Origin of the sequence: Tsukamurella sp. PLM1 (assembly GCF_023168325.1) — a bacterium.
Lineage (GTDB): Bacteria > Actinomycetota > Actinomycetes > Mycobacteriales > Mycobacteriaceae > Tsukamurella.
Genome location: NZ_AP025688.1, coordinates 3223892 through 3247276, shown reverse-complemented (window position 1 = coordinate 3247276; position 23385 = coordinate 3223892). Strand labels below are relative to the sequence as shown.

The following is a 23385-nucleotide window of genomic DNA, read 5'->3' as shown; positions in this document are numbered from 1 at the left end:
GTTCCACGGCCGATGTGCCGCTCGTGGAATTGTTGACGACGTGAGCAGTCCTTCGAACCCGAGGCGTCCCCGGCCGGACGGCCGCGCGCCGCTTCGGGCGGAGTGGGACCCGATCAACCCCGGGGGCGCCACGTCCGGCGAGCACCGCAACCGGCCGCTCCGCGAGCGCAAGTACCGCAAGCAGGGCCGTCTCGGCCGCGTGCTGAGCACCTACGGCTGGCGCGCCTACGCGGTGCCGGTACTGGCCGTGCTCACGGTGCTGGCGCTGATCGTGACCTTCTGGGGTAACCCGTTCGAATCGAAGACCACCACCGACGGCTCCACCGAGAACCTCTCGCGCAACCCGACGCCGGGCAAGACCATCGTCGGTGCGCCGACGAAGGCCGTACAAGGGCCGGTGCCGCCCGCGGGCATGCTGCCGGTGGGCGGCGCCTTCACCGAGAAGGGGCAGGGCATCTGGCACGTGGTTCCCGGCGCGACCCCCAAGGTGGGAGAGGGCAAGCAGCAGACCTTCACGTACATGGTGGCAGTCGAGGACGGCGTCGACATGGGGGCGCTCGGCGGCGATCAGCCGTTCGCGACGATGATCGACCGGACGCTGGCCGATCCGCGCAGCTGGATCCACGACCCGGCGGTCGCGTTCCAGCGCATCGACAAGGGCACCCCCACGTTCACCATCTCGCTGACGTCGCCGATGACCACGCGCTCGGCGTGCGGGTACACGATCCAGCTGGAGTCGTCCTGCTACAACGGCGAGCTCGGCCGCGTGGTGATCAACCTGGCCCGCTGGGTCCGCGGCGCGAACGCCTTCGAGGGCGATCTCACCGGCTACCGCCAGTACGCCATCAACCACGAGGTCGGCCACGCCATCGGCTACCCGCAGCACGTGCCGTGCCCGGCCAACGGGGCGTTGGCGCCGATCATGATGCAGCAGAGCTTCGGGGTGAAGAACCGCGACATCTTCAACCTCGACAAGTCCGACGGCTTCGACAACGATCTGGCCTGCCGCCCCAACGCGTGGGTCGCGCCCGTCCTCAAGTGACGGTTCCCCGGGCCCGACGGTGCCGTGCCGGGGAATGGAGCGGGGCGCACCGTCGTTGAGCAGAACGTGAGTACGCTGCCGCCCTTGGTCGAACCCGCCGCGGAATTGACGCGTGACGAAGTCGCGCGGTATTCGCGGCACCTGATCATCCCCGAGATGGGAGTCACGGGGCAGAAACGCCTGAAGAACGCGAAGGTGCTGGTCATCGGCGCCGGCGGGCTGGGCAGTCCGGCGCTGCTGTACCTGGCGGCGGCGGGCGTGGGCACCATCGGCATCGTCGAGTTCGACGAGGTGGACGAGTCCAACCTGCAGCGCCAGGTGATCCACGGCGTGTCCGATCTGGGGCGCCCGAAGGCCGAGAGCGCGCGCGATTCCATCCTCGAGATCAACCCGCTGGTCACCGTGAACCTGCACCGGCACCGGCTGGAGCCCGAGAACGCGGTGCAGTTGTTCGAGCAGTACGACCTGATCCTGGACGGGACAGACAACTTCGCCACCCGCTACCTGGTGAACGACGCGGCGGCGCTGGCGCACAAGCCGTACGTCTGGGGCTCGATCTTCCGGTTCGAGGGACAGGCGTCGGTGTTCTGGGAGGACGCCCCGGACGGCCCGAACGGCGAGAAGCAGGGCCTGAACTACCGCGATCTGTACCCCGTCGCGCCGCCGCCCGGGATGGTGCCCTCGTGTGCCGAGGGCGGCGTGCTGGGCATCCTGTGCGCGTCGATCGGCGCGATCATGGGCACCGAGGCGGTCAAGCTGATCACCGGCATCGGTGAGCCGCTGCTGGGCCGGCTCATGATCTACGACGCGCTGGAGATGAGCTACCGGACCATCAAGATCCGCAAGGACCCGGCGTCGCCCGTGATCACCGAACTCATCGATTACGACGAGTTCTGCGGCGTGGTGTCCGACGAGGCCGAGCGCGCCGCGGCGGGCAGCACCATCACCCCCAAGGAGCTCGTCGAGATGGGTTCCCCCGGCGTCGATTACGAGCTGGTGGACGTGCGCGAGCCCGTCGAGTGGGAGATCGTGCACCTCGACGGCGCGAAGCTGGTTCCCAAGGGCGCCTTCGAATCCGGGGAGGGGCTGGGGCAGGTCTCCGCCGATAAGAAGATCGTGCTCTACTGCAAGACCGGCATCCGCTCGGCGGAGGTGCTCGCCACCGTGCAGGGCGCCGGGTACCGCGACGCCGTGCACCTGCAGGGCGGCATCAACGCCTATGCCCGGCAGGTGGATCCGTCGCTCCCGGTGTACTGATCAGGTCTCGATCAGGCGCTTGACCAGCTTGCCGGTGGGCGTGCGGGGCAGGCTGTCGACGAAGCGCACGGCGCGGGGCAGCTTGTAGCGGGCGAGTTCCCGGCCCGCGTACTCGATCAGCTCCCGCGCCAGCTCGTCCGACGGTGCCGCGCCCTCCGCGAGTTGCACACAGGCCAGGGCGGTTTCGCCGAGTTCCTCGTCGGGGACGCCGATCACGGCCACGTCCGCGACGGCGGGGTGCATGATGAGCGCGTTCTCCGACTCCTGCGGGTACACGTTCACCCCGCCTGTGATGATCAGGAAGTCCTTGCGGTCCGTGAGGTACAGATAGCCGTCCTCGTCGAGGTAGCCGATGTCGCCCGTGGTCGCCCAGTTCTCGTGGTCGGGATGCTGTGCGGCGCGAGTCTTCTCGGGGGCGTTGTGATATTGGAAAGGCATGGCGTCGCGCTCGAAGTAGATCGTGCCCACCTCCTGCGGGGAGCACGGCACCGTCGTCCCCGCAGATCCGGGCGATGCCCAGCCCCGCGCGCCCCACGGAGCCCGGCCGTTCGAGCGCCTCCTGCGGGGAGATGAACGTGGCGCCCGCCGCCTCGGTCGAGGCGTAGTACTCGTGGATCACCGGGCCCCACCACTCGATCATTCTCCGCTTGACGTCGGCGGGGCAGGGCGCGGCGGCGTGGACCGCGGCGTGCAGGCTGCTCACGTCGTACCGCTCGCGGGTGGCGTCCGGCAGCTTGAGCATGCGCACGAACATCGTCGGCACCCACTGGCTGTGCGTCACGCGGTACTTCGCGATGAGCGCGAGGGCCTCCTCCGGATCGAAGCGGTGCATCATGATCACGGTGCCGCCGACCGACATCGTGACGCCGCAGAAGCGCAGCGGTGCGGCGTGATACAGCGGTGCGGGGGAGAGGTAGACGGTGTCGGCGTCCATGCCGTACATCGGCGCGAAGATCGCGGTGTACGCGTCCGGGGCCACGTCGACCTGCCCCTCCGGAAGGGGAATCCTGATGCCCTTGGGGCGGCCGGTGGTGCCGGACGAGTAGAGCATGTCGGTGCCGCGGGGTTGGTCGGTGAGCGGCGTGGAGTCGGCGTGTGCGAGCACCGTGTCGAAGTCGGCGAACCCCGAGATCCTGCCGCCCCACACGATCGCGTGTCCCGGCTCCGCGAGGGCGGGGAGCTGTAGCGCCTCCGAGACGGCCTCGGCCACGTCGGCACCGGCGAAGAGCACCTTCGCGTCGCAGTCCGCCAGGATGTAATTCACCTCGCCCGGTGTGAGGTGGAAGTTCACCGCGGTCACGTAGAGGCCGCTGCGGATCGCGGCGGCGTAGGCGGAGAAGGCGCGCAGGTCGTTCCCGGCGACGACGGCGATGGTGTCGCCTCGGCGTAGCCCGAGCGCGCGCAGGTGATGCGCGAGCCGAGTCGATTCCTCATCGAGGCGGGCGTGGGTCAGGATCTCGCCGGTGGCGGCGTCGATCGCTGCGGGCTTGCCGGGGGAGACGTCTGCGAAGGCGCCGGGATACATGGGAGAACCGCCTTTAACTTCGAGGTGCCCACACGGTAACGGGAGAACTGGTCGCAGCGAAGGGCTTCAACAGAAGTCGCGGGGCTGGCAGGATTGCCGGCGTGGACGTCATCCTGATCCCGGGCCTGTGGTTGGACGCGTCGAGTTGGGACGAGGTCCTCCCGCCCCTGGTAGCGGCGGGCCACCGCACGATCGTGGTCGAGTCGCCGGGGCTCGGCGCACCGTCGAACGGCGGCACCGGACCCGGGATCGCCGACTGGGTGGGCGCCGTCGTGGCGGCGATCGACGGTGCCGAGGGGCCGGTGGTGCTCGTCGGGCACTCGGGCGGCGCCAACGCGGCGTGGGGCGCGGCGGACGCGCGGCCCGACCTGGTGGCGCGGGTCGTGATCGTCGACGCCGTGCCGCCGCACGACGGCGCCCCGGTCAACGCGTTCGACGTGATCGACGGCGTGGTCCCGTTCCCGGGCTGGGACTTCTTCGACGACGAGGACGTGTTCGACCTCGACGCGGCGACGCGCGCGCGGACCGCGCGCCTCGCGCGCTCGGTGCCCGCGGGCGTGCCGCACGACCCGGTCGCCCTGCGCGACGCCCGGAGGTTCGACATCCCCGTCACGCTGCTGATGGCCGGGCTCGACGGTGCCGGCGTCGATGCCGCGCTCGCCGACTCGCCGGAGCACGCCGCCGAATACGGGGCGATCGTCGACCGCGAGGTGACGCGGATCGGGTCCGGGCACTGGCCGCAGTTCGCGGTCCCGCAGCGGCTCGGGGAGCTGATCGCCGCCGCGATCCGTTGATCAGGTGTCGGCGGAGAGCCAGGACGCGTAGTCGTGGAGCAGCGCCACCAGCGGCAGCGTGTCGACGGTGCGCACCGGCTCGCCCCGCAGGGCGGCCCGGATCCCCGGCATCCGTGCGGCGATCCGGGCGCGTTCGGACAGCTCGTGATGGCTGTCGCCGCGTTGCTCGCCGAGCACGATGCGGCGGGAGTGCGTAGCGCGCAGCTCCTCGGCGAGCGCGCGGAACTCGTCGGGGGTGAGGGCCGGCAGGTGCACCGAGAAGCTCATGACCGGGCCGGGGTCGGCGTCGTCGATGTCCTCGGACTCCTCGAGCCAGTCGGCGTACTCCTGGCTGAGGTCGTCGAGCGCCTCCTCGTCGTCGAACGAGAGCGTCCGCCCCTCGACCGCTGCGCGCAGCCCCGAGACGAGCGCGCGCACCGTCTCGGCGTCCGACGAGGCCGCGTACCAGCGGTGCGCCTGGTGCGGCAGGACGATCCGGCCGGGTCGGACCGCCTCGAGCCGGGCACGGACACCGTCGAACTCGCCGGCCGAGAGGTCGGGGAACTGGACGGAAACGGTCACGACGGGGCGGGAGTTCGGCACGCGCTCCATTGTCCCGGAGAATTGTCCCGGCGATCGTTCTAGGGTGGAGTCATGGCCCTCGAAGGTGAGTACGCAACCGAGAAGGCCGGCTGGGTCGCGGATCAGCTGGCGAAGATCGACGAGACCGGGACCACCGATTCGGTGGCGGTGGCGGGTATGGCGGTGGTGGTCTTCACCTACCGCGGTCCCAAGTCCGGCAAGCTGTACCGGCGGCCGCTCATGCGGGTGGAGCACGACGGCGTGTACGCCGCGTTCGCCTCCAAGGGCGGCGCCCCGGACAACCCGGTCTGGTACTCGGCGCTGCTCGCGAACGACGAGGTCGAGGTCCAGGACGGCACCACCGTCGTCTCAGGGCCGCCGCGCGAGATCCACGGTGCGGAGCGCGAGGAGTGGTGGGAGCGCGGCGTCGCGGCGTACCCGCCGTACGCCGAGTACCAGACGAAGACCGACCGCCTGATCCCGATCATCCTGGTCGAGCCCGGCCGCGCCTAGCCGCGGTACCCGGGCGGCGCGGGTAGATTTGCAGCGTGAGCCCCGTCGAACCTCCCGCGCACGTCCTGTCCACCTTCGGACTGGACGAGACCGAGCCGATCGCGCTGGGCGCCGAATGGGACGGCGGCTGGCGGTGCGGCGAGGTCGTGTTGTCGCTGATCGCGGACCATGCCCGCGCGGCGTGGTCCGCCAAGGTCCGCGAGGACCTGTTCGTCGAGGGGATGCGCCTGGCCCGGCCGTTCCGCGCCACCGACGGCCGGTACGTGGTCTCGGGCTGGCGGGCGGACACCTTCATCGCCGGGTCGCTCGAGCCGCGGTTCGACGAGATCATCTCCATGGCCAACCGCCTCCACGAGGTGACGGCGAAACTGGAGCGGCCGCGCTTCCTCTCGGCGCCCGCCGTCGCGCCCTACACCGAGGTGGACTACTTCGGCTTCGCCGACCGCGCCGCGTGGGAGGACAAGCCGCTCTCGGTGGCGCGCAAGCTCGGCGCGCTCGACGAGACGGCCCCGCACCGCGCCCGCGCCGCCGAGCTGGTGACCGAGCTCTCGGCGCTGCGCACCCCGGTCCAGTCGGCGCCGCAACTGGTGCACGGCGACCTGGCCGGGTCGGTGCTCTTCGCGGGTGCCGCGGCTCCCGGCATCACCGATTTCACGCCGTATTGGCGACCGGCCGCGTGGGCGTCGGCCGTGGTCGCGGTCGACGGCCTCGCCTGGGGCGGCGCCGACGACGGCCTGCTCATGCGCTGGGCGGATCTGCCCGAGTGGCCGCAGATGGTGTTGCGCGCCCTGATCTTCCGGCTCGCCGTGCACGCGTTGCACCCCCGCTCGGAGGCCGACGCCCTGCCCGGTCTCGAGCACATCGTCGAGATCGGTCGGTGGCTGCTCTGACCGAGCCGGCGCAGGTGCGGCGGATCCTCGTCGCGCACGGCACCCGCTCGGCGCACGGTGTGGCGATGATCCGCGAGCTCGCGGAGGCCGTCGCGCTCCGCACCGGCCCGCTCGGTGTGGCGTTCGTCGACGTGCTGGGGCCGGCACCGTCGGACCTGCTCCGCGAGGACGGCCGCGCGACCGTGCTCGTGCCAGCCTTCCTCGCCGCCGGCTATCACGTGCACACCGACGTGCCGCGGCACGTCGCGGCGAGCGGCCACCCCGACGTGCTCGTCACGGCGCCGCTCGGCCCGGACCGCGCCCTGGTCGGTGCGCTGCTGCGGCGGCTCGACGGTGCCGGGTGGCGGCGCGGCGATCAGGTGGTGCTGGGCGCGACGGGATCCTCGGATCCCCGTGCGCGCGAGGATGTCCGGACGATGGCGGCGTATCTCGCGGAGGTGATCGGCGATGAGGTCCCGGTGGGCTTCCTCGCGGCCGGGACGCCGGCGGTGACGGACACCGTTGCGCGGGTGCGCGCCCCGGGGCGCCGGGTGTTCGTCGCTGCGTATCAGTTGGCGGACGGGCTGTTCCACGCCCGGCTCGCGGAGGCGGGCGCCGATGGGGTGGCCGCGCCGCTCGGCCTCGCGCCCGAGGTGATCGACCTGCTCGTGCAAGGTTCGCTCAGCGGCGGTAGCTCAGAGGCGGTAGCGGCGCAACGGGATCCGGTCGCCGTCGGCGAGCACGCCCTCGGCGCGCAACCGCTCGAGCTGGCGCGCGGCGATGTGCGGCGCGGGGCGGCCGCTGGCGGGGACCACGCGGTGCCACGGCAGGTCGGAGGCGTCGGTGCGCATCACCCAGCCCACGATCCGCGGCGAGCTCAGGTCCAGCTCGCCGGCGATGTCGCCGTACGTGCGCACCCGGCCGGGCGGGATCGCGGCGATCAACGCCCGCACCGCCTCCACCTGATCTTCGGTGACCTTCGCCATCGCGCTATCCGATCAGGCGGCGCGCGTACTCGCCGACGGTCGCCGGGATCTCCTGCACGACCATGTGATCCGACGGGACCACTACCACGTCGACCCCGTCCGGCATCGCCGCGAGCTGGGCGTCGGTGACGAAGTGGGCGCGTTCGGCGCGCAGCAGCACCGTCGGAATGGACGACGGTGCGCCGACCGCCGGGCGGGCGAGCTCGCCCCACAGCGCCGCCACGGCGGCGCAGCTGATGTCCCACTCCCAGCGGCCGGAGTCGCGCCGCACGAGGTGCTCGGCGATCTCGTCGTCGATCACCGGCTCGGGCACCTGCGCCCAGGCGCCGGACCGCTTCTCCTGCTTCGCTTCCTCGGGGGAGGTGAAGTCGAAGAACTCGATGGTCTGGGCGGCGATCGTCCCGCACATCTCGGGGTCCAACTCCTGAGCGGGGTCGACCAGCAGGAGCGCGCGCACCAGGTCGGGGCGGGCTGCGGCCACCCGGCACGCCAGCGCGCCGCCGAGGGAATGGCCGAGCACGGTCACGGGGCCGCCGCCGTGGTGGTCGACGACCTCGACCAGGTCGGCGACGTGCTGCTCGAAGTGCCACGGCGGCGCCCAGGTCGAGCGGGCGTGCCCGCGCAGGTCGGGCGCCAGGACGCGCACGCCGGGCAGTTCGTCGTCGGCGAACCGGCGCCACCGGGCGCCGTGGCCGGTGACGCCGTGGATCGCGAGCACGGTGGAAACGTCCGGAGAATCAGGGCCGTAGACGTGCGTGTTCAGCATGATCCGATTGTGCCCCGCGGTGCGTCCGCGGACTTGTCGGTGGGCTGTGATGTGATCGTCGGGCGCGAGGAAAGGGGGTGCGGTCGATGAGCGGAGCCGGGAGTCCGGGGTCCGACGGTGCGGGCAGGCACCGTCGACCGCGCCTGCGGCTGCGGTACACGGCGCCCGAACCGCCGCCGGCGCGGGAGTGGATCGGCCCCGTCGCGGAGCTCGCGGCGCCCGCCTCCGGCGCGCTGCCCCTGGATGTGGGCGGCTGGGCGCCGTACCGCATCCGCGGCGGCCCGGGCACGGGCAAGACGTCGGCGCTGATCGACATCGCGGTCGCGAAGCTCACGGACCCGTTCGTGGAGCCCGAATCGGTGCTCATCCTCACGGGCGACAAGCGCTCCGCCGCCGCGCTGCGCCGGGAACTGTCCGCGCGGGTCCTCGCCGGGAGCGAGGGGGTGCATGCGTCCGGAGAGCCGCTGGTGCGCACCGTGCACTCCCTGGCCTTCGCGGTGCTGCGCCTGCAGGCGGCCCACGCGGGCAGCCCGCCGCCGCGGCTGATCACGGGGTCCGAGCAGGACGCGGTGGTGCGCGAACTGCTGCGCGGCAACCTCGAGGACGGCGGCGCCTTCTGGCCGGAGCGGCTGCGGCCCGCACTGGTCACGAACGGCTTCGCCGGTGCGTTGCGCGACCTGTTCGCGCAGGCCGCGCAGCGGGGCGCCGGGTCGGACGAGATCGAGGCGCTCGCGCGGCGGCACGACCGGGGAGTGGCTGGCCGCGGCGAACGCCCTGCGCGAGTACCAGGAGACCACCCTGCTGCGCGGCTCCGTCGGGCTCGCGGGGCCGCGGGCCGTGGCCCCGGCGGTGGATGCGGCCGAGCTGATCGACGCGGCGGTCACCGCGCTCGCCACCGACGATGCGCTGCTGGCGCAGCAGCGCGAGCGGATCCGTTCCTGCTGGTCGACGATGCGCACAACCTCGATCCGCTCGCCTCGGCGCTGATCCGGCTGCTCGGGACGGGCACCGAACTCACGGTGATCGCGGGCGATCCGGACCAGGCGGTGAACTCGTTCCGGGGTGCCAGCACCCGGTTCCTGCAGGAACTCGACGTGGCCGAGGAGCGCGACGTGCTGCTCGAGCGCAGTTTCCGCTTCGGCGAGGAGGTGGCCGGCGCGGTCAACCGCGTGTCCGCCCGCCTGCCGCACCGGTTCGGCGCGGTCGCGCCCGAGCGGCCGCGGCCCGGATCCGCCGCGGTGCGGCTGTTCTCGACGCCCGCGAAGGAGGCGGACGCGATCGCCGCGATGCTACGGCGCGAACACGTGGTCGGCGGCGTCCCGTGGGAGGACATGGCGATCGTCGTGCGCTCGGTGTCCGCGTCGATCGCGCCGTTGCGCCGCGCGCTGGCGTACGCCGGCGTGCCGGTCACCGTGCCCGCGGCCGATGTGCCGCTGGCCCGGCAGCGCGCCGTGCACGCGTTGCTGCTGGTGCTGCGCGCGGCCGCGGCGCCGGAGGACTGGAGCCGGCGGAGGCCGTCACCCTCCTGTCCGGCCCCGTCGGTGGTGGCGACCCGCTGACGCTGCGGCGGGTGCGCCGGGCCGTGCGCCGGGCCGATCCGGGGGAGGAGCGCGGCTCGGCCGAGATCCTCACCGCGGTGCTCACGGGTGCCGCCGAGTTCGGGCCCTACCGGGAGGTGCTCACCGAGCTCGAGGCGGAACCGGTCGAACGCGTCCTGTCCGCGGTGCGGGCGGCGCGTACTGCGGCCGGGGCGGGCACCGTCGAGGAGGTGCTGTGGGCGGCCTGGGCCGCCACCGGGCTCGCCACCCGCTGGGGGGCGCTCGCGCTGCGCGGCGGCACCCTGGGTGACCAGGCCGATCGCGACCTGGACGCGGTGATGGGCCTGTTCGATTCGGCGGCCGACTTCACGGACACGCTGCCCACCGCGTCGGTGACCGCGTTCGTGGAGTACCTCGAACAGCTGCAGATCCCCCGGTCGGGTATCCGTCGCGACCAGCCCACCACGCCCGGTGTCACGCTGCTGTCGGCGCACAGCACCGTGGGCCGGGAGTGGGAGGTGGTCGCGGTGGCCGGGGTGCAGGAGGGGCGCTGGCCCAACCTGCGCCGGCGCGGCGGACTGCTGGGCACCGACGAGCTGCTGGACGCGCTGGACGGCATGGACCCGTCCGCGCTGCCGACGGTCTCGCGCTCGCTGCCGCTGCTCGCCGAGGAGCGGCGGCTGTTGTTCGTCGCGTGCTCGCGGGCGCGGCGCACCCTGCTGATCACGGCGGTGGACACGGCGGACGGCGACGGCGATCTGGTGCCGTCGCGGTTCCTGCAGGGCATCGCCCCGTCGGGCGATGAGGACCCGGAGACCTACACCCCGGCCGTGGAGAGCGCACCGTCGGCCTCCCTGGACCTGCGCACGCTGGTCGCCACCCTGCGCGCGGTGGTCTGCGACCCGCAGCGCGCGGAGGCGGAGCGGGAGCACGCGGCGGCGCAACTCGCCCGCCTCGCCGCCGCCGGTGTCCCCGGCGCGCACCCCGACAGCTGGTACGGGCTCGCCGGCGCCAGCACCGACGACCCGCTGTGGCGTCCCGAGGACGGCCCGGTGGCGCTGTCCCCGTCGAACGTGGAGGCGCTGTCGGCGTGCGCGCTGCGCTGGATGCTGGAGCGATTCGGCGGCAGCGACGGCGATTCCGCGAAGCAGGCCACCGGCAACCTGGTGCACACGCTGGTGCAGGCGGTCGCGGGGCACATCCCGAAGGACGAGGTGACGCGTTCGCTCGAGAGGGTGTGGGACCGAGTCGATCTCGAGGCGGACTGGTTCGCCCGGCGGGAGCTGGCGCGCACCGAGGAGATGCTGGAATCGTTCCGTGCCTGGCTCGCCGGGAGCCGCGGCGAGCTCACCGAGGCCGGCGTCGAGATCGGCGTCGACGCGGTGATCGACGGCAACCTCGCCGCTGGCGGCGAGGATCCCGACGTGCGGATCCGGGGCCGGATCGACCGGCTCGAGCGCGATCAGCTCGGGCGCGCGGTGGTGGTCGACGTGAAGACCGGGCGCACCCTACCCACCCAGGCGGAGGGACAGGCGCAGGCCCAGCTGCGCACCTACCAGGTGGCGCTCGCGCACGGCGGGATCGGGGGCGTGCCGGAGACGCCGGGCGGCGGCAGGCTGGTGTACGTCGCGAAGTCGCACAACAAGACCGGGGCCACGGTGCGCGAGCAGGACGCGCTGAGCCCGCAGGACGTCGACGAGTGGCTCGGCGTCATCCGCGATGCTGCCCGCCGCACCCGCGGCCCGCAGTTCCCGGCCACGCTCAACGCGTCGTGCCAGTACTGCGCGGTCGCGTCGTGCTGCCCGGTGGTGGACAAGGGCAGGAGCGTGACCGATGACTGATCCGGACCCCGGGGCTTCCCGCACCCGCCGCTGATCTCCGCGGTCGAGCTGGCGCACGAGCTGGGACAGGCGTTCGCGCCCACTGCGGAGCAGCGCGCCGTGATCGAAGCGCCGCTCGGCCCGTGCCTGGTCGTCGCCGGCGCCGGCGCCGGGAAGACGGAGACGATGGCGGGCCGCGTGGTGTGGCTGATCGCCAATCGCTACGTGACTCCCGATCAGGTCCTGGGCCTGACATTCACGCGTAAGGCTGCGCAGCAGTTGATGATCCGCGTCCGCAAGCGGCTCGCGCGGCTGGCCGGCGCGGCCGTGGTGGATCGGATCGACCCGGCCGGCGAGCTGCGGATGCTGCTGCGCACCGTCGAGCCCGAGATCAGCACGTACCACGCGTACGCGGGCCGGCTGCTCGGCGACTACGGGATGCTGCTGCCGGTGGAGCCGTCGGTGCGGCTGGTGTCCGAGACCGAGCGGTGGCAGATCGGCTACGACGTGGTGACCGGGTGGGACGGCGCGCTCGAGATCGACAAGAACCCGGCGAACCTGACCGAGGCGGTGCTGGGGCTGTCCGGTGCGCTGGCCGATCACCTGGTGACGCCGGACCAGCTGGAGGCCGACGACGACGAGCTGGAGCGGCTCATCGGGCTGCTGCCGCCGGGGCCGCGGCAGAAGGCCGCACCCAACGCCGCGCTGCTCAAGGCAGCGGAGATCCAGGAGCAGCGGCGGGTGTTGATCCCGCTGGTGCGTGCGGTGGCCGCCGAGATGCGGGCCCGCGAAGTGCTGGACTTCGGCAGCCAGATGGGGCTCGCCGCGCAACTGGCGATCGCCAATCCCGACGTCGCGGGCCATGAGCGGGCTCGGTTCGGTGCCGTCCTGCTCGACGAGTACCAGGACACCGGGCACGCGCAGCGGATGCTGTTGAAGTCGCTCTTCGGCGGCGAGTCCGGAGCTGCGGCCGTGACCGCGGTGGGCGATCCGATCCAGTCGATCTACGGCTGGCGCGGGGCCTCGGCCGCCAACCTGCCCCGGTTCGCCACCGACTTCCCGCAGCCCGACGGTGCTCCCGCCCCCGGCGCGAACTGCTCACCAGCTGGCGCAATCCGACGAGCGCGCTCGACCTCGCCAATGCCGTCTCGGAGGACCTGCGCAGCCGCGGCGTCCCCGTGTCCGAGCTGCAGGCGCGGCCGGAAGCGCCGGAGGGCGACCTGCGGATCGCCCTGCACGCCACGGTGATCGAGGAGCGGCAGTGGGCCGCCGACGCGATCGCGGACCTCTGGCGCGCCCGGATCGACGCGAGAGGGAGCCCCCGACGGCGGCGGTGCTCGTGCGCCGCAACGCCGATTCGGCGGGCCTCGCCGCCGCGCTGGGCGAACGCGGCGTGCCCGTCGAGGTGGTCGGTCTCGGCGGCCTGCTCAGCACGCCGGAGGTGCAGGACGTGGTCGCGCTGCTGCGGCTCGCCGTCGAACCGCTGGCGGGGACCGCCGCGATGCGGCTGCTGACGGGACCCCGCTGGCAGCTCGGCGCCGCCGACCTCAAGGCCCTGTGGAACCGGGCCCGGCGGATCGCGCACACCACCGGCCGCGCGGCGACCGGCACCGTCGCCACCCCCGAACAGCTGGCCGAGGCGCTCGACGCGACCCTGCCGTCGGAGTCGCTGGACGCGGCCGGCCTGGGCGACGCCATCGCCGACCCGGGACCCGAATCGCACTACTCGGCGGCCGGGCTCGCGAAGATCCGGTCGCTGGACCGCGAGGTGCGGCACGTCCGGGAGCGGCTCGGGCACCCGCTGCCCGAGGTCGTGGCCGAGGCCGAGCGCGTGCTCGGCGTGAGCATCGAGACCCGCATCCGCGCGTCCCGGCAGCTCGGCGGCCGCGCCGCCGGCCGCGAACACCTCGACGCGTTCGCCGACGTCGTCGTCTCGTACTCGGAGCGCCCGACGGCGACCCTGCCGGGCCTCCTCGCCTTCCTCGCCGCCGCCGAGAAGGTGGAGGGTGGGCTCACCCCGGGCGACGTCGAGGTCGCGACCGACCGGGTGCAGGTGCTCACGGTGCACTCGGCGAAGGGGCTGGAGTGGGACGTGGTGGCGGTGCCGCACTTGTCGGAGGGGATCTTCCCGTCCGGTCGCGCCCTGCCCACCTGGCTCTCGAGCGCGGCGGAGCTGCAGCCGTCGTTGCGCGGCGACGTCGCGGAGCCGGGGGAGAGCGACGGGATCCCGCGTCTCGACCTGTCGGGGTGCAACAACCGCAAGGACCTCGAGGACGCGCTGGAGGCGCACCGCAAGGCGCTCAAGGGCATGAACATGCACGAGGACGAGCGACTCTTCTACGTCGCCGTCACGCGGACCCAGTCGGTGCTGCTGTTGTCGGGGCACTACTGGAGCGAGGACGTGAAGAAGCCGAAGGCGCCGTCGAGGTTCCTGGTGGCCGCCCGCGACCACGCGCCGGACGCCGTGGTCCAGTGGGCCGGTGAACCGCTGGCGGACACCGAGAACCCGCTCGAGGCGGAGCCGGTGCAGCGGCCGTGGCCGCGGGACTTCCTCGCCGCGCACCGCACCGCAGTCGACGCGGGCGCGGGTCTGGTGCTGGCGGCGCTGCCCGCAGCTCACGATCCAGATCCCGACGAGCCGGATCCGTACGGGTGGGCCGCTGACGTCACGGCGCTGCTGGCCGAACGTCAGCGCCAGGCCGAACTCGAGCTCGAGGTCGCGGTGCCGCGCGAGGTGTCCGTGAGCCAGCTCGTCGAGCTGCGCCGCAGCCCGGCCTCGTTCGCCGGCCGCCTGCGCCGGCCTGTGCCGTTCAAACCGAATCCCTATGCGCGGCGCGGCACCGCGTTCCACGCCTGGCTGGAGCGGCGGTTCGGCGCGACCCGGCTGCTCGACCTCGACGAGCTGCCCGGCGCCGCCGACGGCGACGCGGGCGCGGACGAGAACCTGGCGCTGTTGCAGCGCCGGTTCGAGGAGAGCGAGTGGGCCGCCCGTACCCCGGTCGACATCGAGGTGCCGTTCGAGATCGCTGCCGCCGGGACCGTGGTGCGAGGGCGGATGGACGCAGTGTTCCGCGACCCCGGAGGCGGGTTCACGGTGGTCGACTGGAAGACCGGCGTCCGTCCGTCCGAACCCGCGGACGAGCGGGCTGTGGCGGTGCAGCTGGCGGCGTACCGTCTGGCCTGGGCGCGCCTGCGCGACGTACCGATCGAGGATGTGCGCGCGGCGTTCTTCTACGTGCGCTCCGGCGAGACGGTGGCACCGTCGGACCTGCTGGACCACGCGGGCCTCGCCGGCCTGATCACGAGCGCGGGAGGAGGCGACTAACCGCGGTCGCGGGCGATCTTCACCGCCGTCGTGATCATGGGGACCTGCAGCGGGAGCCGCGCGTACGCGCCGAGGCGCAACGGGAGCGGCTTATCGGACCACTGCTGCGCCATGTGAATGTTGGCGGGGAACACCGCCAGGAACAGGGCCGTCGCGGCCGCACCGCCGAGCCGGCGGGTGCGCGGCGCGGCGAGGAGCGCCGCCGTCGTCAGTTCGGCGACACCCGAGAGCTGCGTAGCGCGGCGGGGCGTGAGGCCGAGCGGCAGATTCGGCGGGACGATGGAGTCGAACGGTTTCGGGGCGACGAAGTGCAGCGCGCCCATCCCGGCCAGCGAGAACGCCATGCCCCTCGCGGCCTTGTCGGTCGTGCGGGCGGGACGGTCTGCGGGAATTCGGTCTGTGGACACCATTGGAAGATTGTGGCAGATTGCACGACGGTTCCGGCGACGTGCTACACCGGATAGTAGTCAGCAGTTCCTTGCGAAGGATCGTCCAGGATAGGTATGTCCGCAAGCAGTAAGTTCCGCCGCCGGATCAACAAAGCCGAGCTGACGGACCTCCCCGACCACGCGCTGGTCAGCGTCCTGCGCATCCCCGCGGGGGACGCCAATCCGTGGCGCGCCATCGGCATGCGGGTCCTGGTGGCGATCGCCGCCCTGTTCCTCGCGGTGATCGTCGTCTACCTCGAGCGCGACGGCTATCGCGACGCGGCGATCGAGGGCGACTACACCGACGCGAAGCAGCTCACCTTCCTCGACTGCCTCTACTACGCCACGGTCTCGCTCTCGACCACCGGCTACGGCGACATCACGCCGGTCACCCAATCCGCGCGCCTGATCAACGTCCTGCTGATCACGCCGCTGCGCATCCTCTTCCTCATCGTCCTGGTCGGTACGACGCTTCAAGTCCTCACGGAGCGGTCCCGGCAGGCGTTCAAGATCCAGCGCTGGAGGGCTGCTGTGCACAATCACACGATCGTCGTGGGCTACGGCACGAAGGGCCGCACGGCCGTGAGCGCCATGATCAACGACGGCATGGAACCGAGCAAGATCGTCGTCGTGGACACCGACCAGGCCGTCCTCGAGGCGGCCGAGATCGACGGGCTGGTGACGGTCCGCGGCGACGCGACCAAGGCCGACGTGCTGCGCCTCGCGGGCGCGCCGCGCGCCGCCTCGATCATCATCGGCGCCAACCGCGACGACGCCGCGGTGATGGTCACGTTGACCGCCCGGGAGCTCGCGCCGCGGGCGAAGATCGTGGCGTCGATCCGCGAGTCCGAGAACACCCACCTGCTGCGACAGTCCGGCGCCGACTCGGTGGTGGTCTCCTCCGAGACCGCGGGCCGCCTGCTCGGCATGGCCACCACGACGCCGTCGGTGGTGGAGATGATCGAGGACCTGCTCTCACCGGGCGACGGCTTCAACATCGCCGAGCGCGAGGTGACCCGCGTCGAGGTCGGCCGGTCTCCGCGGCACCTGCCGAACATCGTCCTGGGCGTCGTCCGCAAGGGCAATCTCTATCGCGTCGACTCGCCCGCGGTCGCCGTCGTCGAGGCCGGAGACCGCCTGCTGTTCGTCCGCAACGCCGACGTCAAGGCGTCCGCGAACTAGGCACCCATCGCGGCGGGGCGGGACGTGCCGGCGTACTGCGACCAGGAGCCGGGGTACAACCGTCCGCCGGGGAAACCGGCGTGCTCGGCGACGAGCAGGTTGTGGCACGCGGTGACGCCGGAACCGCAGTACGAGATGAAGTCCGCGCCGGGGCGCAGGCCGGCGCGTTCGAACACTGAACGGAGCGCGGCGCGGGGAGCAGCGCACCGTCGGACACGTTGTCCCGGCAGGGCACGCTGACGGCCCCGGGGATGTGGCCCGCGCGCGGGTCGATGGTCTCGTTCTCTCCCCGGAAGCGGTCGGCGGGGCGCGCGTCGATCATGGGGACCGTTGCGGCCGCCGCCTCGTCGATCGACGCCAGACGGTCCGCGGGCCACGGTCTCGGCGTGAACGTCGCCGGTGCGGGTTCGACGGTGCCCGTGTCGTCCAGGGGACCGAGCGGACCGTCGAGCAGCGCGGCCGATTCGCCGAGCGCGCGGAGCAACCAGACGAGCCGGGCGGCCATCACGCCGCCCATGTCGTCGTACGCGACCACCGTCGCGCCGTCGCCGATTCCCGCGGCGGACAGGCCCGCGGCGAACACCTCGGGGGCCGGCAGGGGGTGGCGGCCCCGGCTGCGCTGGGCGGCGCCGCGAGGTGCGCATCGAGATCCACGTACACCGCGCCGGGCAGGTGCCCGGCGTCGTAGGCCTCGCGCGTGGAGCGCCCGTCGAGGTAGCAGCGGGTGTCGGCGAGGATCACGTCCGGATGGGCGGCGACCCACGCGGCGTCCACGATCGGTGCGATCATGGCCACAGCCTACGATGGCGGGCGTGGCAAAGCTCAGCCTGACGGTGCCCCCTCTGCTCTCCCGCTTCCCCGTCGATCGCGCCGACGAACTGCGCGCCGACGATGCCGCCCTCGACGCGGCCTGGGCCACGGCGAGGGTCCTGCGCGTCGATCCGCGTGGCCGGTTCGACCTCGACGGCACTGCCCTGACGTTCGCGCGGGGGCACGAGGTCGCGCCGCGGCGACCCGCCGACGCGGTGCTGCTCGGCCGGGTCGAGGGGGCGATCGTCTTCGCGTTGCGCGTCGACAAGTTCGACGGCGCCGACCTGCGGATGCGTGGTCACCTGCTGTCCGCGGTCGATTCCGCGCTGCTCGCGCAGGCGCTCGGGATCCTCAATTGGCATGCCACCGCCGGGTTCTCGCCCGTCGACGGTGCGCCGACCGTCCCGGGGAAGGCGGGCTGGGTGCGCACCACCACCGACGGCCGCGAGGAGTTCCCCCGCACCGACGGCGCGATGATCACCCTCGTGCACGACGGTGGCGATCACGTCCTGCTGGGGCGCCAGCACCAGTGGCCGGAGCGACTGTTCTCGCTGTTCGCAGGGTTCGTCGAGCCGGGTGAATCGCTGGAGCAGTGCGTCGCGCGGGAGCTGCGCGAGGAGGCGGGGATCGAGGTCGACGAGATCACCTACGTCGCCAGCCAGCCCTGGCCCTTCCCGCGGTCGCTGATGCTGGGCTTCACCGCCCGCGCCTCCCGGGACGCGGCGCTGGAGTTCCGCGACGGCGAGATCGCCGAGGCTCGGTGGTTCAGCCGGACGCAGGTGCGCGACGCGCTCGCCGCCGGCGACTGGTCCACCGACGCTCCCGACGCGCCGCTGCTGCTGCCCAACTCCATCTCCATCGCCCGCGCGATCACCGAGGCCTGGGCGGCGCAGTAGGTCTGCGCCGGCGGGATCCCGGGGATCATCGAGGCGGACGACCGGACTGCGTCAGGTCGGACGGTCAGACGCCCAGCTTGCGCTTGACGTCGGCGAGCGAGGGGTTCGTCGCAGTGGTGCCGTCCTCGTACTTGACGGTGGGCACCGTCTGGTTGCCGCCGTTGACGCCCTCCACGAACTCCGCGGCCGAGGGATCCTCCTCGATGTTGATCTCGGTCCACTCGATACCGCTGGCCTTGAGGCCCGTCTTGAGGCGGTTGCAGTAACCGCACCACGTGGTGGTGTACATCGTCAGCTGGCTCATGCCATTACTCAACCATTGTCATCGAGAGCTTCTTCCCCCGGCTGCGGGAGCGCAGCGTCGGCGGCGTGTGCGCGGTGACTTCGGCCGGGGTCAGGCGTGATCCGGTGCGGGTGTCGATAACCGCGCCGCTGATCAGGACCACGATGGCACGGGCGGCGTGGCCTGGGGACTGCGCTCGGGCTTCGTGCTCGACAAGTGCGAGAAGGGGGCGGGCGAAGTCCTCGATCTTCAGGCCGTCGATCAGTGCTAGGCCGTAGACATCGAGGATGTGCGAGTAGACCGGAACCCACCAGTGCAGGGCGTACTCGTCGAGCGTGGTCCGTGCGCTCCGGACAGCCGGGTGATCGGGCCACATCGTCCGGATCATCTCGGCCAGGCCGAATCGGGCTGGATCGCGTTCAGCGGCGACCTCGCCGGCGGTGACCGCCGAGATCAGTTCTCCCAGGGGGCGCCCGACCATCCCGGTCGCGGCGGAGACGGCGGCGCGCGCGTGTTCGTCGGCTCGGCCCGGGCGCAGTGCGTATGCGATGACGTCGTCGAGCCAGTCGGAGGCGGTGGCCCAGCGGCGGCGCAGGTTGTTACGGCTGATGTCCAGGACGTCGGGGCCGAAGCCCTCAAGCGGGAGTAGCCGGGAGAGCAGCGAAGTCTCCTCGCCGGGGGACGAGGTAGAACCGAGCGCGCTGCGTAGGCCGTCGTGCAGATGCCGCTCCGCGGCGGCGAGGATGTATTGCGTGACCGCACCGTTCGGTCCGTTGGGGCCTTCGTGTGCCAGCGTGTGCGTGACGATCGACCGGAGGTCGTCGATCATCAGCTCGCCGCGGCACTCGTGGTCACCGGTCGACCGCGACGTTACCCATACCTGCTGTGGACCGCCGGTCTCATGCACGCCGTCAAGTGTGCCGCACCCCGCCGTCAGCGCCTGGTGACTGACTTACTGCACTCCATCGACGCCTCCATGACGACGACGTTGTCGGAGACCTCGTCCTTGTCCTGCTCACCCTTCGCCCAGGCCTGAAGGGTCTTGACGTGTGCCGAGTCGTAGACCTTATCCAGCATGCAGTCGGCGATCCGCTCGGCGGTCGCGCGGTCGGGTTTGGCGGGGTTGGCCATCAGCACGGTGACCAGACCGGGGCGGACCTCCTCCCTGTCTGGTTTGCCGCTCGGTGCGGAGCCGCAGCCCGCGACGAGGGTGACTGTGGCCAGAACGGTGACACCGGCGGTGAGCGATCGACGCATCGAGGTCCTTCCGAGGTGGTTGGCGTGAGCGGTGGCGGTGTCACGCTAGCGACAGTTCGGAGCGCGGGGCGGGGTCGTCTCCCCGGGGCAGCGGCACGACGTGCGGCGAGCCGACCTGTCAGGCCCGGCTGGAATACTCGACGGTGTGATCGAAGCACTGGACCCGGAGCAGCAGGAGGCGGTCCTCGCGCCGCGAGGACCGGTGTGCGTGCTGGCGGGCGCGGGCACGGGCAAGACCCGCACCATCACGCACCGCATCGCGCACCAGGTGTCCACGGGGCACGTCGCCGCCGGCCAGGTCCTCGCGGTCACCTTCACCTCCCGCGCCGCGGGGGAGATGCGGGGCCGGCTGCGCGGGCTCGGCATCGGCGGGGGCGACGGGCAGCCGGGTGTGCAGGCCGTCACCTTCCACGCGGCCGCGATGCGGCAGCTGCGGTACTTCTGGCCCCGCGCCATCGGGGATACCCGCTGGGAACTGCTCGACAACAAGTTCCCCGTGATCGGCCGCGCCGCCCGTGACTGCGACCTGCGCCCGGAGACGGATACGATCCGCGACCTGCTCAGCGAGATCGACTGGGCGAAGGCGTCGCTCGTCACTCCCGAGACGTACGCGGTGGCGGTCGAGGCCGCGGGGCGCACCGCCCCGATGGCGCCGGGCACCGTCGCCGACGTGTACGCGGCGTACGAGCGGCGCAAGACAGACCAGGACGGCAACCGCCTACTGGACTTCGACGACCTGATCCTGGTCACGGCAGCGATCTTCGAGGACAACCAGGTGATAGCGGAGGAGTTCCGCGACCGCTACCGCAGTTTCGTCGTCGACGAGTACCAGGACGTCACGCCGCTGCAGCAGCAGCTCCTCAACGCCTGGCTCGGCGACCGCGACGACCTCACGGTGGTGGGGGACGCGAACCAGACGATCTATTCGTTCACCGGTGCCACCCCGAACTACCTGCTGGACTTCACGCGCCGCTTCGAGGACGCCACCATCGTCCGGCTGCAGCGCGACTACCGCTCCACGCCGCAGGTCGTGGCGCTGGCGAACAAGGTGATCGGAGCTGCGCAGGGCCGCGTGGCGGGCACCCGCCTCGAGCTCATCGGCCAGCGCCCCGAGGGGCCCGCCCCGATCTACGCCGAGGTCGACGACGAGCCGGCCGAGGCCAAGCTCGTCGCGAGGCGGATCCGCGAGCTGCTGGCCTCGGGCGTCCCGGCCAGCGAGATCGCGATCCTGTACCGCATCAACGCGCAGTCCGCGGTCCACGAAGCCGCGCTCACCGAGGCCGGCATCCCGTACCAGGTGCGCGGCGGCAGCGCCTTCTTCGAGCGCCCCGAGATCGGCCAGGCGGTCCGCGCGCTGATGGACCGCGCGGGCCAGTTCGGCGGCGTCTCCGGCAGCGAGCTGCTCGCGCTGGTCCGGGGCGCGCTCGAGCCCCTCGGGCTCACCGAGCAACAGCCCGACGGTGCCCGTGCCCTGGAGCGGTGGCAGGCCCTCGACGCGCTGGTGGATCTCACGACGAATCTGTCCGCCGAACGCCCCGGCCTCACGCTGGCGGAGCTGATCGGCGAGCTGCGCGCCCGCGCCGAGGCGAAGCACCCGCCCACGATGCAGGGCGTCACGCTCTCGTCGCTGCACGCGGCGAAGGGCCTGGAGTGGGACGCGGTGTTCCTCGTGGGGCTCACCGAGGGCTCGGTGCCGATCTCGCAGGCCATCGCCAAGGGCGATCCCGAGCCGATCGAGGAGGAGCGCCGTCTGCTGTACGTGGGCGTGACCCGCGCCCGCGAGCACCTCCACCTGTCGTGGGCGCTGGCCCGCAACGAGGGCGGTCGCAAGACCCGCAAGCGCACCCGGTTTCTCGACGTCGTGGCCGGCCAGGCGGACGCCGGCCGGCCCCGCGCAGACTCTGGACCGAGCAAGGGCAAGCGGCGCAGCTCGGACATCTGCCGGGTGTGCGGCGGCATCCTCGACACCCGCGAGGAGAAGCTGCGCTCCCGGTGCGACGAGTGCCCGTCGGACCTCAACGACGATCTCGTCGAGGCGCTGAAGATCTGGCGCACCGGCCAGGCGCGGGACCAGCAGATCCCGCCGTACACGATCTTCTCCAACGCGACGCTGTTCGCGATCGCCGAGCACCAGCCGCGCACCCGCGCACAGCTCGTGCGGATCAACGGCATCGGCTCGACGAAGGTCGAGAAGTACGGCGACGAGGTGCTCGCCCTCATCGCCGAGCACGCCTGACGCCGAGTCCTCCGAGGCTGCCGACTCCGCTGGGGGAGTCGGCGCCGCGTGGGGGACGAACGGAGCATTTCAGTTCCGGCGGCGTGGAGTGGGGGAGTCGGCGCCGCGTGGGGGACGTTCGAGCCCACGCCGGAGGCCTGGCGCCGGGTAGGGGAGCGAATGCCGGGGGCACCTTTCGGCGCGGCGCGGGGGAGGAACAAGGCAATGCCGTCGGAGCGTGACCGCTGCGGACGCGCTGGGCGACGCCGAGCACGTGTAGCGGCGGCCCGCCGCATAACCGCAGGTCAAAAATAACTTGTGTGAATAGTTTTGCCCGCATACTGTGGAACACGACCGCACGGGATGACGCGCGAAGCAGGCACTTGCACTGGGCCGCTTCGCCCGCCGGAACGTGATCAACCGCGCGCGAAAGGAGGCAGAAGACAATGAACAACGCAATCATCAACGTAGGCAAGCAGTTCACCGCAGCAGAGGGTGGAGTGTTCGCAGCGGCAGCGGTTCGTCTCGAGGCCTCCCACGCCCTGCCCGGCATGACGCCACGTTTGTGGCGACTGCGCCAGGAGCGGGCGACGTACGCCGTCGATCACGAACCGCTCACGCGCCCCGTGTGTTCCCTGCGACGAGGTTAGGTCCCAGGACCCTCCTCTTCGCATTCACCACGGGACCCGCAACCGCGCGGAACCCGTGGCTTCCCGGTCTCTCGCACGCCCCGCATCGTCGGGCGTGATCACGCGAGGGGACCGCCACACGGTTCGCGCACCCACCCGGAAGAGACATCCCGTGCGCCTACCCGGCGCCGCTACCGAGGCCACCTGAACAACAGGTGGAAAGGTGACCAGAAGTGCCGACCATCTTGGACGAACGTCCCGTGGAGGGGACCGTCCGCACCATCGATTCCCTCAGCATCGACAGCCGCGTGCCCTGCCGCGCCGGCGATCCCGACCTGTGGTTCGCCGAGGCCCCGTCGGACCTCGAGCGAGCCAAGGCCCTGTGTGAGCGCTGCCCCCTGCAGCGCGCCTGCCTGGCCGCCGCGCTCGAGCGCGCCGAGCCGTGGGGCGTGTGGGGAGGGCAGATCTTCGACCAGGGCGTCGTGATCGCCCGCAAGCGCCCGCGCGGCCGGCCGCGGAAGAATGCGGCCTGAGCGCAGTGAGCCCCGATACCTCGAGAACCGAGGATCGGGGCTCACTCGTCTCCGCGCCCGGTGAGGGGCGATGTTCGCGGTGACCGTCCGGGGCCGTCCACGTTGTGGTGCCGACCATTGTGGGTGCGCAGTGACGCGGCGCACAGTTGAGTCGAG

The 23385-nt window shown here is 72.1% G+C and carries 20 protein-coding genes and 3 pseudogenes; 13 read left to right on the top strand and 10 right to left on the bottom strand.

Annotated elements, in window-relative coordinates:
- Positions 1-40: 40 nt before the first annotated feature.
- Entirely contained in the window at positions 41-1042 is a 1002-nt protein-coding gene (locus MTP03_RS16675) for a DUF3152 domain-containing protein (protein WP_248489182.1), read from the top strand.
- 75 nt (positions 1043-1117) lie between these two features.
- Positions 1118-2299, top strand: coding sequence for an adenylyltransferase/sulfurtransferase MoeZ (moeZ, locus tag MTP03_RS16670; RefSeq protein ID WP_248492260.1), 1182 nt, complete (start codon positions 1118-1120; stop codon positions 2297-2299).
- On the opposite strand, the pseudogene MTP03_RS16665 reads toward moeZ, so the two are convergent.
- Positions 2300-3824: pseudogene (locus MTP03_RS16665) on the bottom strand (acyl-CoA synthetase).
- A 101-nt stretch (positions 3825-3925) separates the two neighbouring features.
- Between MTP03_RS16665 and MTP03_RS16660 the strand changes: the two are divergent.
- Entirely contained in the window at positions 3926-4618 is a 693-nt protein-coding gene (locus tag MTP03_RS16660; RefSeq protein WP_248489181.1) for an alpha/beta fold hydrolase, read from the top strand.
- Here the strand turns inward: MTP03_RS16660 and MTP03_RS16655 are convergent, their stop codons facing one another.
- The gene (locus MTP03_RS16655) at positions 4619-5200 is read right to left on the bottom strand and encodes a hypothetical protein (RefSeq protein ID WP_248489180.1); all 582 of its coding nucleotides are present in this window, start codon (positions 5198-5200) and stop codon (positions 4619-4621) included.
- Between the two features lie 51 nt (positions 5201-5251).
- On the opposite strand from MTP03_RS16655, the gene MTP03_RS16650 reads away from it, so the two are divergent.
- The 3 genes and pseudogenes from MTP03_RS16650 to MTP03_RS16640 all read left to right on the top strand — a co-directional run.
- Positions 5252-5692, top strand: a complete 441-nt coding sequence (locus MTP03_RS16650) for a nitroreductase/quinone reductase family protein (RefSeq protein WP_248489179.1) — start codon at positions 5252-5254, stop codon at positions 5690-5692.
- A gap of 35 nt (positions 5693-5727) precedes the next feature.
- Positions 5728-6582 carry a TIGR02569 family protein gene (locus MTP03_RS16645; RefSeq protein ID WP_248489178.1) on the top strand — a complete coding sequence of 285 codons (855 nt, stop codon included), beginning with the start codon at positions 5728-5730 and terminating at the stop codon, positions 6580-6582.
- Positions 6583-6647: 65 nt separating this feature from the next.
- Positions 6648-7271, top strand: a pseudogene (locus tag MTP03_RS16640) (sirohydrochlorin chelatase); the annotation flags it as partial.
- Here the strand turns inward: MTP03_RS16640 and MTP03_RS16635 are convergent.
- A complete protein-coding gene (locus tag MTP03_RS16635; RefSeq protein ID WP_248489177.1) occupies positions 7257-7547 on the bottom strand; it encodes an MGMT family protein in 291 nt (96 codons plus the stop codon). The pseudogene MTP03_RS16640 and the gene MTP03_RS16635 overlap by 15 nt on opposite strands.
- 4 nt (positions 7548-7551) lie before the next feature.
- Positions 7552-8313: an alpha/beta hydrolase gene (locus MTP03_RS16630; protein ID WP_248489176.1), complete on the bottom strand. Its 762-nt coding sequence runs from the start codon at positions 8311-8313 to the stop codon at positions 7552-7554.
- An 86-nt stretch (positions 8314-8399) separates the two neighbouring features.
- Here MTP03_RS16630 and MTP03_RS16625 point away from each other — a divergent pair, with 86 nt between their 5' ends.
- From MTP03_RS16625 to MTP03_RS16615, 3 genes and pseudogenes are all read left to right on the top strand, one after another.
- Positions 8400-9872 carry a UvrD-helicase domain-containing protein gene (locus MTP03_RS16625; protein WP_248489175.1) on the top strand — a complete coding sequence of 491 codons (1473 nt, stop codon included), beginning with the start codon at positions 8400-8402 and terminating at the stop codon, positions 9870-9872.
- 11 nt (positions 9873-9883) lie between these two features.
- The gene (locus MTP03_RS16620; protein WP_248489174.1) at positions 9884-11692 is read left to right on the top strand and encodes a PD-(D/E)XK nuclease family protein; all 1809 of its coding nucleotides are present in this window, start codon (positions 9884-9886) and stop codon (positions 11690-11692) included.
- 33 nt (positions 11693-11725) lie between these two features.
- Positions 11726-14996, top strand: a pseudogene (locus tag MTP03_RS16615) (ATP-dependent helicase).
- Here the strand turns inward: MTP03_RS16615 and MTP03_RS16610 are convergent.
- Positions 14993-15406, bottom strand: a complete 414-nt coding sequence (locus MTP03_RS16610; protein ID WP_248489173.1) for a hypothetical protein — start codon at positions 15404-15406, stop codon at positions 14993-14995. The pseudogene MTP03_RS16615 and the gene MTP03_RS16610 sit on opposite strands and share 4 nt — an antisense overlap.
- 93 nt (positions 15407-15499) lie before the next feature.
- Between MTP03_RS16610 and MTP03_RS16605 the strand changes: the two genes are divergently transcribed.
- Entirely contained in the window at positions 15500-16606 is a 1107-nt protein-coding gene (locus MTP03_RS16605) for a TrkA family potassium uptake protein (RefSeq protein ID WP_248489172.1), read from the top strand.
- Here MTP03_RS16605 and MTP03_RS16600 read toward each other — a convergent pair.
- Positions 16603-16782 carry a hypothetical protein gene (locus MTP03_RS16600; protein ID WP_248489171.1) on the bottom strand — a complete coding sequence of 60 codons (180 nt, stop codon included), beginning with the start codon at positions 16780-16782 and terminating at the stop codon, positions 16603-16605. The two genes, MTP03_RS16605 and MTP03_RS16600, sit on opposite strands and share 4 nt — an antisense overlap.
- Positions 16783-17110: 328 nt before the next feature.
- Positions 17111-17395, bottom strand: a complete 285-nt coding sequence (locus MTP03_RS16595; protein ID WP_248489170.1) for a hypothetical protein — start codon at positions 17393-17395, stop codon at positions 17111-17113.
- Between the two features lie 23 nt (positions 17396-17418).
- Between MTP03_RS16595 and nudC the strand changes: the two genes are divergently transcribed.
- Positions 17419-18312 (top strand): NAD(+) diphosphatase, encoded by an 894-nt coding sequence (gene nudC / locus MTP03_RS16590; protein ID WP_371820787.1) that lies wholly within the window; start codon positions 17419-17421, stop codon positions 18310-18312.
- A gap of 64 nt (positions 18313-18376) precedes the next feature.
- Here nudC and MTP03_RS16585 read toward each other — a convergent pair whose 3' ends face one another.
- Genes MTP03_RS16585 through MTP03_RS16575 form a run of 3 tightly spaced genes read right to left on the bottom strand, consistent with a single transcriptional unit; the run spans position 18377 to position 19852 of the window.
- A complete protein-coding gene (locus MTP03_RS16585; RefSeq protein ID WP_248489168.1) occupies positions 18377-18616 on the bottom strand; it encodes a mycoredoxin in 240 nt (79 codons plus the stop codon).
- Between the two features lie 4 nt (positions 18617-18620).
- On the bottom strand, positions 18621-19502 hold the full coding sequence (locus MTP03_RS16580) for a hypothetical protein (protein WP_248489167.1): 882 nt from the start codon (positions 19500-19502) through the stop codon (positions 18621-18623).
- Between the two features lie 26 nt (positions 19503-19528).
- The gene (locus MTP03_RS16575) at positions 19529-19852 is read right to left on the bottom strand and encodes a hypothetical protein (protein ID WP_248489166.1); all 324 of its coding nucleotides are present in this window, start codon (positions 19850-19852) and stop codon (positions 19529-19531) included.
- A gap of 145 nt (positions 19853-19997) precedes the next feature.
- Here MTP03_RS16575 and MTP03_RS16570 point away from each other — a divergent pair, with 145 nt between their 5' ends.
- Both MTP03_RS16570 and MTP03_RS16565 read left to right on the top strand, forming a co-directional pair.
- Positions 19998-22088 carry an ATP-dependent DNA helicase UvrD2 gene (locus MTP03_RS16570; protein WP_248489165.1) on the top strand — a complete coding sequence of 697 codons (2091 nt, stop codon included), beginning with the start codon at positions 19998-20000 and terminating at the stop codon, positions 22086-22088.
- A gap of 868 nt (positions 22089-22956) precedes the next feature.
- The gene (locus MTP03_RS16565) at positions 22957-23229 is read left to right on the top strand and encodes a WhiB family transcriptional regulator (protein WP_248492258.1); all 273 of its coding nucleotides are present in this window, start codon (positions 22957-22959) and stop codon (positions 23227-23229) included.
- Positions 23230-23385: the final 156 nt, after the last annotated feature.